12 protein-coding genes and 1 other RNA gene are annotated in these 13517 nt (G+C 31.1%); all 13 read right to left on the bottom strand.

Going from position 1 to position 13517, the window contains the following annotated elements:
- Window positions 1–229 precede the first annotated feature (229 nt).
- The gene (locus tag HW119_RS10015; protein WP_177763995.1) at window positions 230–1426 is read right to left on the bottom strand and encodes a tyrosine-type recombinase/integrase; all 1197 of its coding nucleotides are present in this window, start codon (window positions 1424–1426) and stop codon (window positions 230–232) included.
- 123 nt (window positions 1427–1549) lie between these two features.
- Window positions 1550–1950, bottom strand: a transfer-messenger RNA (tmRNA) gene (gene ssrA / locus HW119_RS10010).
- A 475-nt stretch (window positions 1951–2425) separates the two neighbouring features.
- Window positions 2426–3472 (bottom strand): o-succinylbenzoate synthase, encoded by a 1047-nt coding sequence (locus HW119_RS10005; protein ID WP_177763993.1) that lies wholly within the window; start codon window positions 3470–3472, stop codon window positions 2426–2428.
- A gap of 39 nt (window positions 3473–3511) precedes the next feature.
- Window positions 3512–4192, bottom strand: coding sequence for a metal-dependent hydrolase (locus HW119_RS10000; RefSeq protein ID WP_177763991.1), 681 nt, complete (start codon window positions 4190–4192; stop codon window positions 3512–3514).
- A gap of 5 nt (window positions 4193–4197) precedes the next feature.
- Complete coding sequence (locus tag HW119_RS09995; RefSeq protein ID WP_177763989.1) at window positions 4198–5103, bottom strand: 1,4-dihydroxy-2-naphthoate polyprenyltransferase; 906 nt, start codon at window positions 5101–5103, stop codon at window positions 4198–4200.
- Window positions 5104–5874 (bottom strand): alpha/beta fold hydrolase, encoded by a 771-nt coding sequence (locus HW119_RS09990; RefSeq protein WP_177763987.1) that lies wholly within the window; start codon window positions 5872–5874, stop codon window positions 5104–5106.
- Entirely contained in the window at window positions 5874–7394 is a 1521-nt protein-coding gene (locus tag HW119_RS09985) for a PH domain-containing protein (RefSeq protein ID WP_177763985.1), read from the bottom strand. Before HW119_RS09985 ends, HW119_RS09990 begins: the two co-directional genes overlap by 1 nt.
- Window positions 7381–7998, bottom strand: coding sequence for a PH domain-containing protein (locus HW119_RS09980; protein WP_177763983.1), 618 nt, complete (start codon window positions 7996–7998; stop codon window positions 7381–7383). Before HW119_RS09980 ends, HW119_RS09985 begins: the two co-directional genes overlap by 14 nt.
- Before the next feature lie 73 nt (window positions 7999–8071).
- A complete protein-coding gene (gene acs, locus HW119_RS09975) occupies window positions 8072–9979 on the bottom strand; it encodes an acetate--CoA ligase (protein WP_177763981.1) in 1908 nt (635 codons plus the stop codon).
- Window positions 9980–10115: 136 nt separating this feature from the next.
- The gene (locus tag HW119_RS09970) at window positions 10116–11054 is read right to left on the bottom strand and encodes an NAD(P)H-dependent flavin oxidoreductase (protein ID WP_177763978.1); all 939 of its coding nucleotides are present in this window, start codon (window positions 11052–11054) and stop codon (window positions 10116–10118) included.
- Window positions 11047–11499, bottom strand: a complete 453-nt coding sequence (locus tag HW119_RS09965; RefSeq protein WP_177763976.1) for a hypothetical protein — start codon at window positions 11497–11499, stop codon at window positions 11047–11049. Before HW119_RS09965 ends, HW119_RS09970 begins: the two co-directional genes overlap by 8 nt.
- Before the next feature lie 65 nt (window positions 11500–11564).
- Complete coding sequence (gene mnmA / locus HW119_RS09960; RefSeq protein ID WP_177763974.1) at window positions 11565–12761, bottom strand: tRNA 2-thiouridine(34) synthase MnmA; 1197 nt, start codon at window positions 12759–12761, stop codon at window positions 11565–11567.
- A 65-nt stretch (window positions 12762–12826) separates the two neighbouring features.
- Window positions 12827–13471 carry a toxin-antitoxin system YwqK family antitoxin gene (locus HW119_RS09955; protein WP_177763972.1) on the bottom strand — a complete coding sequence of 215 codons (645 nt, stop codon included), beginning with the start codon at window positions 13469–13471 and terminating at the stop codon, window positions 12827–12829.
- Window positions 13472–13517 lie beyond the last annotated feature (46 nt).

Genomic DNA, 13517 nt, shown 5'->3' with positions numbered 1-13517 from the left:
CGAAATAAGTAAACAAAAGGACTTTGAGTTATTGACCGATAAAATTAAGTATCGTTTTCTTGGGATAAGGAAAATGATAGAAACAAAAAAAGCGAGGAACCACCCTCGCTTTCAAACCCGTTATCTACCAAAAACCAATCCGTTTGAATTATGATTTTGAATATGGCTAATTTAGTATTGCTTTTTTAATTACAATATTAATTTAATCAAAAGTTATTGACCAAGTTATTTAATTTAGTAGGCCCATATCATTTAGACTTAACTTATTTTGTTTTAGTTTATCCACATAAATATTTGTCAAATGCGTTGCATATACCCTGGTCATTGCTTTATTAGTATGTCCGAATAAATGCTGTACATCATCTAAACTTTGCCCGGCTTCAAGCCTTTTATTTGCCGTTAAATGTTTGAACGAATACAGCTTTACATCTATACCCAAAGGAATCTCAACTTTACGTTGCCACCATTTTGAAATAGTTTTTCTTGACAACGGATCAGCGGCCGGAATTAAATCCGTTTCATTTGAAACACCTTTGTTCTTGAACTTTCTATTAGTTCCAAACAAATAAAAATCACTATGGTAATTTTGTAAATTCTTATTTAGTAAGTACTCATAGATATAATCATCAATTGGAACTATACGTTTTATCGAAGTTTTAATTATCCCTTTAGGAAGTATTATTACTCGATTTTTTAAATCAATCATTTTTAATTGAATCAAAAGAATTTCATGCGGGCGTAATCCGGTTTGAAATAAAAAGAAAACAAAATCCCAAAGATTTGAAAAATCCACGTTTAATTTATCTTTAATAAGTTTTAGTTGAAGATCATTCGCCGGTTCATAGAAATCACTTTGAGTTGTTTTCTTTAAACTGATATCACGACAAATATTATTACCTATATATTCCCACTCTGTGAGAACAGAAAACAATGTACGAATGTTACCCAGGTATTTATTATAGGTTTTGTTTGACCATTTGTATTTTGCGGTCATAGAACTAAAGATATTTAGAATATCTTTTCTTGTTAGGTCTTTGATATCAGCATCAGCTAATTTAGCTTTATTGGATTGCTCAATAAATTTATTAACTGTTGTTTCGTAATCCTTAAAAGTACTTTCTCTGACCGTTCCCTCCTTTTTCTCTAAAGCAAACTTTAAAGATTCAGATAAGGAATTGTAGTGAACTTCTTTTACCTCGTCATCCTCATTTTCATTTGGATTCCAACCTTGAAGAAGTTTTCTTTCAATTTCTGCGCGATAGATTTCAAATTGTCTATCACGTAATTTTTTATCCTTTATCTTATTCAAATCAAATGACATTCTAAATCGAACACCATCGTAACGAAATTGGATAATTTGATAATCACCATTTTTAGTAACTATCGGAGTCGTAAAATTCGACTTCTTAATTTTTAATTTAATCATTTTGCTCGGTTTTAAGGAGCAGCTAAGAACTATTGAAAGGGCAGTTTCAAAATGTTCTATAGACATAAAATGGTCATAAAACATAGTCTTAAAAAAACAAAACACTGAAAATCAGTGTTTTGTCAGTGGAGCCGCAGGGAATCGAACCCTGGTCCAAACAAGCAATCAAAAAGCTTTCTACGCGTTTAGTTTTTGATTCGATTTTCGTTAAAAAGCAAGGCCAAAAACAACCACTTTTTACTTAACCTCTAAAGATGTCAAACGATATCCGAGATACTAATCGTTCTAGGTTTACTTTTACGGTTCCCCTTGACAAAACGCCATAAACCAAGGCTTTTTAGGAGAATTCAGCTTTCCTATCTTATAGGAACTGGGCGTATCTTACTATTAATTCAGATTAAGCAGCTAAAGCGTAGTTTTCTTCGCCGTGTAAAAAAGTTTGAAACATGATATTTACGAGCTGTGTTCCAGCGCTCGACGTGCTTACTATTCAATTCCACTCGCTGTCAAAACCGATCGGCCCCTGAAGTAGGCTGCAAATATAGTCAAATACTTCTGTTTTAAAATAAAAAATCTCGCATTTTTGCGAGATTTTCATATTCATTATCTATAAAGTTTTCATAGCAATACCTATAGTGGTTGATAATGAAACACTATGTTCGAAAAAAAATAAACTTTTTGTGATAATCAACAAAACAACAAAAATACGATCTAATTTTCTAAATAATAAAAGACGTAAAAAAATTACCACATCAATTCATTTTCAAAATTAAATTTATAAATAAAATAGTTAAATGCCCCTATAACCATTTTAAAACAAATCTAAAATAAACACAATGCGTATCAAATATATCGTTTTTTATTAAAAAATAAAAATATATTTATATTTTTTTAAAACATAAACTTTATCTTTTTTCTATATTCTTAAAAAGAGAAAAAATCAAATTATTTCATTTCCTTTTTGAAAAACAAAAGCACTATTTCTCATCAAATTTCAACTTACTGATCCAGATCAATTTTCCATATCGATAAATCATCATATCTTAAATGTCCGTTTTTTACATCAAGTGGCGACTCAAAATTATTTGTAAATAAAGCTCCTGTACCTAAACCTTGAGGCATTTTAGAATTTAATTTAAATGTCCATTGTGCAATGGCATTTAATCCGATATTACTTTCTAAAGCAGAAGTTATCCACCATCCGATATTTCGTTCTTCTGCTAATCGAATCCATTCTTCAGAACCTTTAAATCCACCGACTAAACTTGGCTTTAAAATGATGTATTTTGGCATAATTTTATCCAATAGATTTTCTTTATCGTCATAATTTACAACTCCAATAAGTTCTTCATCCAAAGCAATTGGCAAAGGTGATTTTTCACACAAATCTGCCATACTGTCATATTGCTTTTGTTTTATAGGTTGTTCTATACTATGAATATCTAAATCAGCTAATTGATTTAATTTAAATAAAGCTTCACTTGAACTAAAACCTCCGTTAGCATCGACACGAATTTCGATAATTTCTTTTGGATATTTACTACGAATATATCGAATTAACTCTAATTCTTCGTCAAAGTTTATCGCTCCAATTTTTAATTTTATACAATTAAAACCATTAGCTAATTTATCATCTATTTGAGATTTCATAAACGATTTACTTCCCATCCAAACCAATCCATTAATTGGAATTTCAGCTTGAGATTCTGTAAATAAACTCGGAAATAACACAAATGAATCTGAACTATTTAAAGATAAAAAAGCTTGCTCCACTCCAAACTGAATTGAAGGCCATTCTCGTAACATATCCCAAATTTCTTCGACCTGTTTTCCTTCATCAATCCATTGACAAACTTCATTCAACTTGTCCGAATAATCTAAATTATCATCAAAAGATAAACCGCGAAATAAACCGCATTCTCCAATTCCTTTTTTACCATTTTCTTCCAAAATCAAGAACCAAGTTTCCTTTTCTGTCATTACGCCTCGAGAAGTTCCTGAGGCTTGTTTGAAATTTAAAATGTATTTTTTAACTGATGCTTTCATATTTTATTTCATAAAAAAAGCTTCTTTCGAAGCTTTAAATTAGATATTTATTGAAGAACCTACTTCTAACAAAATTAGTTCTTTATTATGGTTTTCAAAACGTTCTTTTGAAGTTTCGTGGTGAATTTTAATATATCCGAACGTATCGTAATGATAACCTAAAACTTTTTTCACTTGTAAAAATTCAGCTGCAATTGCAGCATCTTCTACATCCATCGTAAAATTACTACCGATTGGTAAAACTGCTAAATCTAATTTAGTACGTAAAGGAATCAGTTTCATATCTTGTGTTAATGCCGTATCTCCAGCAATATAAACACTTTTATTGTTTGCTGTAATCACAAATCCGCCTGGTTGCCCGCCATAACTTCCATCAGGAAAAGAAGACGAATGTATCGCATTTACGTATTTAACTTTACCAAAATCAAATTCCCAAGAACCACCGTGATTCATCGGATGTGATTTAAAACCTTTAGCTTCATAATGTCCTGCAATTTCAGCATTTGAAACAATAACTGCATTTGGATTATTTTTTGCAATCGTTTCAACATCTAAAATATGATCTCCGTGTGCGTGTGTAATAAAAATATAATCTGCTTTTAAAGCATTTACATCAATATGAGATGCCAATTCGTTAGCCGAAATAAACGGGTCTACGATGATATTTTTTCCTTCAACTTCGATAGCTAAAGCAGCGTGTCCTAAATAAGTTATTTTCATATTTTTTACATTAAGATTAAAGCAATTGATAATAGTAAAGATATTAAAAAAGTCGTTAATGATAAACGTTTTAACTCGGGGTCTAAATTTCTTGGATTAGTAACTGTATTAACAACTTTTAAGTTTTTAAGTAACGGAATAAAACCGATTACAAAGGCAAATTGATACCATTTAAAACCTTTTTCTAATGCGAATGAATTAAGCGCAATAACTGCAAGAACAATTAAGTAAAAATGGTACATACGTGCTTTATTAAATCCTAATTTTACAACTATGGTATTTTTACCCATTTCTGCATCATTTTGGATATCACGCATGTTATTCATATTTAAAACCGCCATACTTAATAATCCGATAGCTGTTCCGGGTAATAAAACATTAAAATCAAACGAATGTCCGTATAAATAATACGACCCCAAAGTACTCACTAATCCAAAAAAGATAAAAACAAACACATCGCCCAAACCACGATAACCGTAAGCAGAATTTCCGACTGTATATTTAATTGCGGCTCCAACACAAGCAACCGCTAAAACTAAATAAATAATTGCTTGAATAAAATTTTCGTTTCCGAATGAAGCATAAATCACACCAACTGAAGAAATCAAAGATAAAACCGAAGTGATAATGATTGCTTTCTTCATTTGCGCTTGTGTGATTTCTCCACTTTGAATAGCACGCTTCGGCCCCACTCTATTATCATTATCAGTACCTTTTACAGCATCGCCGTAATCGTTAGCATAGTTAGATAACACTTGAAAAAATAAAGTAGTTAAAAAGCATAATCCAAAAATTAACCAATAATTCCATTGTGTGTGATAGGATTGATATGCACAAGCACTTCCTACGAAAATTCCTGATATCGATAATGGCAACGTTCGTAAACGTGCCGCTTTAATCCACTTTTTCATTTAAACCAAATGTTGTTTAATAAAAGATGTTACTTTTTCAAAAACCTCTTCTTTCTTTTCTTTATGAGCCGTATGTCCAGCACCTAAAACCCAATATTTTTCTGCATTAGGAGCTGCATCAAAAGCATTCATTTGTGCCGGTGAACCAAACTCATCAAACTCACCTTGAAAAACAAAAATCGGAACTTTGATTTTTGGAATAAAATGTTCGATATTCCAAGTTTGATGCTTTTCGTCTAACCAAGTGTCTGTCCAAGCAAGATACAAATCCATGACTTTATCGCCGTGATATTTTTCTAAAACTTTTGCAATTTGAGTCGTTTCTAACGTTTTCTTCGCTTGACGCACACCTTCTAAAGTTTCTTTTTCAAGCAAAACATGTACACCTTCAATGGTTAAAGAATGTATTTTATCAGCAAACATTCCTGCATAAATCGTTGCAACACTAGCTCCGTCTGAAAATCCGAAAAGGTGAACATTTTTTAAGCCTAGTTTTTGAATCAATTCATCTAAAATTTCAGCTTCTTGTTCTAAATAATTTAGTGGACGCGGAACGGTATAATTCGATGATTTTCCATATCCTCGACGGTCATAACTTAAAATATTTACATTTAATTCTTGAGCTAGTAAATCTAACCAATCACGCCAAAGAACCGTGCAACCTAACGAATCATGTAAAAGAATCAAGGTGTTTGTTGCATTCTGTGGGCTTACTTTTTTATAATAAATCGAACTATTTTGTATTAAAATATGATTCTCTTCAATCTGCATTACATCCAATTTAAATTGTGTTTTTCAATGTTATATAACCAAAAATTAACTCGGTTTCGAATTTCAGTTTCATCGGCAATAGAAAAAGTTATAAAACCTCCGGCTGTGTACAAAACTACACTACTTAAGTTTATATTTAAATGCCAAATACGCTGATATGTAGCAATTTTCTGAATTTTATGAGGTTCGATAATACTATAAGTTACATCCCAAAATCCACTTTTTTTAATAATAAAATGCTCTGTAAAATAGAAAACAGCATTTTTATAGGTAATCCACTGATACAATCCGGTAAATAAAAACAAAGGAATTGCAGCAAAAAGATAAATAGATTCGAAATTTAAATAACTTACAATAAGATAAACAAGTGTCGGAAAAACACTAAACCAAATAAAATGAACTACAAATTTACGAATACTTGGCTTGATTCCGTTTTCCAATTCAATTTCTTTATTGAAAATCTGACTTAAAATGGCATTTTTTTCATTCTGATTTACTCCGGGAATATCAATTCCAATTCCTTTTTTAGAACTATTTTCTTCAGAATCTGTTTGTAAGATTTTCATCATCAATACGTTCAGCTTTTTCTGAAAATAATTCTGAGTTATTTTTAAGATTTGAACACGTTGCGATTTAATAATGGTATTTTTAGTTTCGAAAAGTCCGTATGAAATAAATAATTTTCTATTAACAACCTGAATCTTATAATTGTAATATTTCAATAATGTTCGTACCAAATTGATTATCAAAACCACTACAAAAACCATCAATAAAACCAACGGTAAAATAACCAAAGTGAAGTTTTGCTCTAAATATTCACCAAAATTAGAAATTACATTTTCTTCTTCGTCACGATAATAATCTCGAGCTTTCTCTAAAACTTGAAAAAACAAAACCAATAATAACGAAAACGTTTGTAAATAATTACGAGTAAGACCGATTTTAACTAAACTTGAAAATGAAATTTCGATAAGTCTTTTGTTGTTATTGATATCCGAATTAATAGTTTCTAAAACAGCATCATTATACTTTGAATCAGTATTTATAACAAATTCTTTTTCTAATAATTTTGATTTTAAAGCATGAGCAACAGCTCCTGAAACGGCATAAATTTTAGCTTCTGTTTTAGAAGAACCTGCGGTATCAACTTCAACTGAATACAAATTTAAAACGCGATGTAAAAATTTCTGATTTAAATTGACTTGCTGAATTTTATCAAGCTTAATAACCGTTTTAGATTTATTTAACCAACCTTTTTCGATGATAAATTCATTAGAATTTGAATTGATATAAAATTTAAAATACAAGAAATTAATAACACTCGCAATTATAAGAAACGTAAAAACAGCAATAAAAACCAAACCTATTTTTAAAGTTTTGTGTTCGTCAGATTCTCTAAAAAACAAAATTAAAATTAACGGTAAGAATGATTTGATTGACGGTATTAAAACCTTAAAAAAAATAACCAACAATCCTTTTTTTGATTGCCTTTGCGGAAGATTTAAATCAATTTGTTCCATCAATTTCCTTTTTTTGATGAGAAAAATCATTTTCTAAATGAGTGAATTCTTCTAATAAAACAGTTTCAAAAGTTGGTTCATTTAAATCGGTTTTTATGATTTTATTTAAAAGCATATTTTTAATTTGTTCTGCTTGTTCAAGCTCCAAACCCGGAATAGCAATTTCATTATTTGCACTTGCAGCAGTAAAACATTCAATGGTTGCTAGTCCTAGATAACGAGAAAACCAACCTTGTTTTAAAACGACATGTTGTAATCTATTATACGGAACAATTTCATGAGTTATAGTCAAAATACCTGAACAATAAATTACATCTTGTGCTCTAAAAGCATAACTTTTACGTTTAAATGCCATTAAAGTAAAAAAATCAAAAAGTATTAGAATCAAAAATAAAATAAAAAGTCCGCCAAGTTTATAAATCGTTTCTACTTCATCTAACAAAAAAAAATAAACTGAAATTGTAAGTCCTAACAATATAACGTTTGAAAGGATTAAATTAAAAATTACAATTTTCTTATATCGCTTTGCAATTGGAGTTAAAGTCGTTTTTTTATAATCGGGAAGTTCCTGAAAATTTATAGTTTGATTTGTAAAAGAATCCATACTTAGTTTTTATCAAAAATACATAAATCGTATTTATAAAACAAAAAATCCCAGCTTTCACTGGGATTAAATATTATTGTCTTTCGTCAATAATTCCTTGAACTACTTCAGGATTAATCATTGTTGATGTATCACCAAAAGTATCTAATCTATCGGTAGCAATTGAACGTAACAAACGACGTAAAATTTTACCAGAACGTGTTTTGGGCAAGCCTTCTACAAACTGAATTTTATCTAATTTACCAATTGGTCCGTAATGCGACGCAATTAACTGATTGATTTCTTTTTTTACATTATCTCGGTCACGCGTTGTTCCTTCAACTTTTAAAGTGATGAATCCGTAAAGCGCATTTCCTTTAATATCGTGTGGATATCCAACTACGGCACTTTCTGCAACTGCAGGATGTTGATTGATTGCATCTTCAATTGGAGCTGTTCCTAAATTATGACCCGAAACGATTACAACATCGTCGGTTCTACCAGTAATTCTGTAATACCCTACTTCATCACGCAACGCACCATCGCCAGTAAAATAAGTTCCTGGAAATTCAGAAAAATAAGTTTGAACATAACGTTCGTGGTCGTTCCAAATAGTTCGAGCCATTGAAGGCCAAGGAAACTTGATGCACAACGAACCCATAACTTGATTTCCTGTAATTTCATTTTGCAAATCATCCATTAAAACTGTTTGAATTCCAGGCATTGGCAGCGTTGCATAAGTTGGTTTTGTTGGTGTAACATAAGCTAACGGAGAAATTAAAATACTTCCTGTTTCTGTTTGCCACCAAGTATCTACAATCGGACAACGTTTCTTTCCAACAAAATCATTAAACCAGTGCCAAGCTTCTTCGTTTATAGGCTCACCTACTGACCCAAGAATTCGTAACGAACTTAAATCGTGACCTGTTATAAAAGAATAATCTTCTGTCATTAAGGAACGAATCGCAGTAGGAGCTGTATAGAACTGTGTGATTTTATGTTTATCTATAATATCCCAAAAACGACTTGGTGTTGGATACGACGGTACGCCTTCGTACATAACTGTGGTTGCACCATTTAACAATGCACCATATAAAATATATGAGTGTCCAGTAATCCAACCTAAATCAGCAGTACACCAAAAAATATCTTCATCTTTATAATCAAAAACATTATTAAATGTATAAGCTGTTTGAATCATATAACCTGCTGTTGTATGAACCATTCCCTTTGGTTTTCCGGTAGAACCAGAAGTATAAAGAATAAACAAAGGGTCTTCTGAATCCATAATTTGAGCAACGTGAGATTCTTCTGCTTCTTGATAAAGTGGTTCTAACCATAAATCACGTCCTTCTTTCATTTGGACAGATTCATTTGTACGATTCACAACCAAAACTTTCTCAACACAACTTATATTTTGAATAGCTTCATCAACAACCGCTTTTAATTGAATCGTTTTAGCTCCGCGAAATCCACCATCTGAAGTGATAATCATTTTTGGTTCGCAATCTTCAACTCGCGTTTTAATGGCATTTGCAGAAAAACCAGCAAAAATAACTGAATGAATAGCTCCAATTCGAGCACAGGCTAACATTGCAACAGCAAGTTCAGGAATCATTGGTAAATAAATACAAACGCGGTCACCTTTTTCGATTCCTTGAGATTTTAAGACGTTAGCCATTTTAGCGACACGTACATATAACTCGTTATATGAAATGACCTGAGTAGCTTCGCTCACTTCATTAGGTTCAAAAATTAAAGCAGTTTTATCACCTCTTTTAGATAAATGTCTATCAATACAGTTTTTTACAATATTAAGTTTACCATCCGTAAACCATTTAATTTCGTGTTTGTCCATATCGAAATCAAATACTTTATCCCAAGCTTGATACCATACAAAATTTTCTTCAGCAATTTTACCCCAAAATTTACGAGGCTCTCTAACAGATTTTTTATAGTGTTTAAAATATTGTTCTAAGTCACCAATTTTATAATAACTCATGATGTATTTTCTTTTTTTGTTTGATTCTATAAAAATACCGCTTTTTTTTTAAATATTAATTACGAATAAAATAAATAAAACCAACTTTAAATAAAAAAACTCTATTAATATAGAGCTTTTTTACTTTATTTACATTTTAAAAAACAATGTTGTTTTTAACAGACTCATTAAATTCATCAACCACCCCCTTCATTACCAGGGCTACCGATTCAATTTCATCTAATAAACCAACAATTTGACCAATTTCTAACTCACCTTCAATCAAATCCCCTTCAAACATACCCCTCTTTGCTCGAGCTCTACCTAAAACCGTTTTCAAATCTTCAACAGTTGCTCCTTTTGCGTAAACTTCTTGTAGTTGATTAAAAAATTCATTTTTTATTAATCGAACAGGCGCTAATTCTTTTAATGTTAATTGTGTTTCACCCTCTTTAACTTGCGTAAGTAGATTTTTAAAATTATCATGTGCTGAACTTTCAATTGTCATTGCAAAGCGAGTTCCCATTTGTACTCCTTCTGCACCAAGAATCATAGCTGCGTGCATGCCTTTTCCTGTTGCGATTCCACCAGCTGCAATAACCGGAATAGAAACATCTTTAGTAACCATCGGAATTAAAGTTAACGTTGTTGTTTCTTCACGTCCGTTATGTCCTCCAGCTTCAAAACCTTCAGCTACTACAGCATCAACACCAGCTTCTTGCGCTTTTAAGGCAAATTTTGTTGAACTTACCACGTGTACCACTGTTAAACCTTTTTCTTTTAAAAATGAAGTATATGTTTTTGGATTTCCGGCAGATGTAAAAACAATTTTCACACCTTCTTCAATGATAATATTTAAAATCTCTTCGACATTTGGATATAACATCGGAACATTAACTCCAAAAGGTTTATCTGTAGCTTTTTTACATTTTTGAATATGTTCGCGCAAAACCTCAGGATACATTGAACCTGCCCCGATTAAACCTAATCCACCAGCATTACTAACTGCAGCAGCTAATTTATAACCGCTGTTCCAAATCATTCCACCTTGAATAATTGGATATTTTATATTAAAGAGTTGTGTTATTCTATTCATTTTTTTTATCGTTTTTTGGTTTGTATTTATAGATTTTTTTATCGTCTTGAATTTTTATCTTTTTTATACTTGAAAAGGGGATTTCATATAACCAACCGTTCAGCATACGAGATCGATCTCCTGTTAATGTATCATTTTTCAATAAAACAGAATCAAAATACATCGTATAATATTTATTGTTTACATCAAAAAAACGTATAATAAGCGAAGGTGCATTTTCTAAATATAAAACTTGTCCTTTTTTATCTATTACTCGAATCGAATCAAGATTATTAACTAAGGTTGGAACTTCAGAATAAGCAAACATAGTTGGACCATGCATTGCAATAATTTTTTCTACTTGTTGTACATTTTTAAATTGTTCACTAAAACTCTCAACTGGTATTTCGTAAGTTTTACAAGCTGATAAAATCAACAACAATCCAAAACTAAATATTTTTTTCATTGATTTAAAATAGAAAAAGTCAAACTAAATTAGTTTGACTTAATTAATATATAAACAAAAATACATTATAATTTTGAAATAACTCCTGAACCAATTAATTCTTCGCCTAAATGCCAAGAAACAAATTGTCCTTCGGTTATTGCAGATTGATATTCATTGAACTGAACATACATTCCCGATTCAAATTTATGTAGCGTAGCTTTTTGAAGTGGCTGGCGGTAACGAATACGCGCCATAACATCCATTGATTCGCCATTTTTTAAAATCAAATCTTCACGAATAAAATGAATTTCTTCTGGTTTAACAAACAAAGATTTTCTGAATAATCCAGGATGTTGACTTCCTTGACCTGTGTAAATTGCATTTTCAACTACATCGGTTCCAATAATAAACAACGGCTCAACCGTTCCACCAACATTTAATCCTTTACGTTGTCCAATGGTATAATAATGAGCTCCGTTATGATTACCTACTTTTTTACCCAATTCTGGATTATATCGAACAGAAGTTGATTCGGCAATTAATTGTTCTTCTAAAGAATCATAAACTTTTTCATCTTTATTGAAAACCGAATTATCGTTGGAAATTTCATAAATAAATCCTGCTTTTGGTTTAAGTTGTTGTTGTAAGAATTCTGGTAAACGAACTTTTCCAATAAAACACAAACCTTGTGAATCTTTCTTCTCGGCAGTAATCAAATCATTTGCTGCTGCAATTTCTCTAACTTTAGGTTTTAACAAATCTCCAATCGGAAATAATGCTTTTGCTAATTGTTCTTGCGACAATTGACATAAAAAATACGATTGGTCTTTATTTGGGTCAACTCCTGCCATTAAACTATGAACTTCTTTACCTTCGATAATCTGTGTTTGCTTACGACAATAATGTCCGGTTGCAACGAAATCCGCACCAAGCTCTAAAGCAATTTTCATGAAAACATCGAATTTAATTTCTCTGTTACATAAAACATCTGGATTTGGTGTACGACCGTTTTCGTATTCATTAAACATGTAATCAACGATACGTTCTTTATATTGTTCACTTAAATCTACAGTCTGAAAAGGAATTCCTAATTTATCTGCAACCATTAAGGCATCATTACTATCTTCAAGCCAAGGACATTCGTTTGATATGGTTACCGAATCATCATGCCAATTTTTCATGAATAACCCAATCACTTCATATCCTTGTTCTTTTAATAAATAAGCGGCTACGCTAGAGTCTACTCCACCCGATAAGCCTACTACTACTCTTTTTTTCATTTTAAAAAACTGAAACGCAAAATTACGATAATTCTATCGAAATCTACTTTGCTTTTAAGAGCAATTTAAGGTTTCTTATTAGACTTGATTATTCGTCCGTTATCGAAATCTACTTCTTCAACAATAACTCCTGAAGCATTTCTATAAATTGCTTTTCCATGTTTGGAGTCGTTCACATAAATTTCTTCTGAAATTACTTGACCATTTTCTGCATATTTAAACAATTTACCTTCTAAAACACCATTCTTATAATTCATTTCATCTGAAGGTATTCCCGACTTATAATACACTTTACGAATTCCTTCTAATTTGCCGTTTACATAATTTTCTTCGGACATAATTGTTTTGCCATCGATATGAAAATAAATCCATTTTCCATCTTTTTCTTTTCCTTTGAAATTACCTTCGCTTACTTTTTTTCCTTTTGTATCATAAAAGGTTGTAAATGCAATTCCATTTCCTTTTGAAAAATCTCTTTTGGCAATGATATTTGCACTTGGCGAATCGTCATAAAAAACAAAAACGCCTTGTTCGATACCGTTTTCAAAAACACCTTCGTAACGTTTATTATTTGTTCCTTCATAATATCCAATCCATTTTCCTTCGCGTTTTCCATTAGTTCCCGTACGATTTGTATCTTGAGCAAACACATTAAAACTGCTAAATAGAATCAAACTGAAGCAAATTATATTTTTATAAACTTTTTTCATATCTAAAAATTTAACTCGAAAATATTATTTAATATTTCATCCAAAA

The sequence above is a fragment of the Flavobacterium sp. I3-2 genome, from assembly GCF_013389595.1.
GTDB lineage: Bacteria > Bacteroidota > Bacteroidia > Flavobacteriales > Flavobacteriaceae > Flavobacterium.
The sequence above is the reverse complement of the archived record's forward strand: the minus strand, read 5'-3'. Positions and strand labels throughout refer to the sequence as shown.

What these genes read in the sequence shown, in the direction of transcription:
- HW119_RS10015 (WP_177763995.1), bottom strand. Translation starts at nt 1,426, where the DNA reads ATGATTAAATTAAAAATTAAGAAGTCGAATTTTACGACTCCGATAGTT.
- HW119_RS10005 (WP_177763993.1), bottom strand. Translation starts at nt 3,472, where the DNA reads ATGAAAGCATCAGTTAAAAAATACATTTTAAATTTCAAACAAGCCTCA.
- HW119_RS10000 (WP_177763991.1), bottom strand. Translation starts at nt 4,192, where the DNA reads ATGAAAATAACTTATTTAGGACACGCTGCTTTAGCTATCGAAGTTGAA.
- HW119_RS09995 (WP_177763989.1), bottom strand. Translation starts at nt 5,103, where the DNA reads ATGAAAAAGTGGATTAAAGCGGCACGTTTACGAACGTTGCCATTATCG.
- HW119_RS09990 (WP_177763987.1), bottom strand. Translation starts at nt 5,874, where the DNA reads ATGCAGATTGAAGAGAATCATATTTTAATACAAAATAGTTCGATTTAT.
- HW119_RS09985 (WP_177763985.1), bottom strand. Translation starts at nt 7,394, where the DNA reads ATGGAACAAATTGATTTAAATCTTCCGCAAAGGCAATCAAAAAAAGGA.
- HW119_RS09980 (WP_177763983.1), bottom strand. Translation starts at nt 7,998, where the DNA reads ATGGATTCTTTTACAAATCAAACTATAAATTTTCAGGAACTTCCCGAT.
- acs (WP_177763981.1), bottom strand. Translation starts at nt 9,979, where the DNA reads ATGAGTTATTATAAAATTGGTGACTTAGAACAATATTTTAAACACTAT.
- HW119_RS09970 (WP_177763978.1), bottom strand. Translation starts at nt 11,054, where the DNA reads ATGAATAGAATAACACAACTCTTTAATATAAAATATCCAATTATTCAA.
- HW119_RS09965 (WP_177763976.1), bottom strand. Translation starts at nt 11,499, where the DNA reads ATGAAAAAAATATTTAGTTTTGGATTGTTGTTGATTTTATCAGCTTGT.
- mnmA (WP_177763974.1), bottom strand. Translation starts at nt 12,761, where the DNA reads ATGAAAAAAAGAGTAGTAGTAGGCTTATCGGGTGGAGTAGACTCTAGC.
- HW119_RS09955 (WP_177763972.1), bottom strand. Translation starts at nt 13,471, where the DNA reads ATGAAAAAAGTTTATAAAAATATAATTTGCTTCAGTTTGATTCTATTT.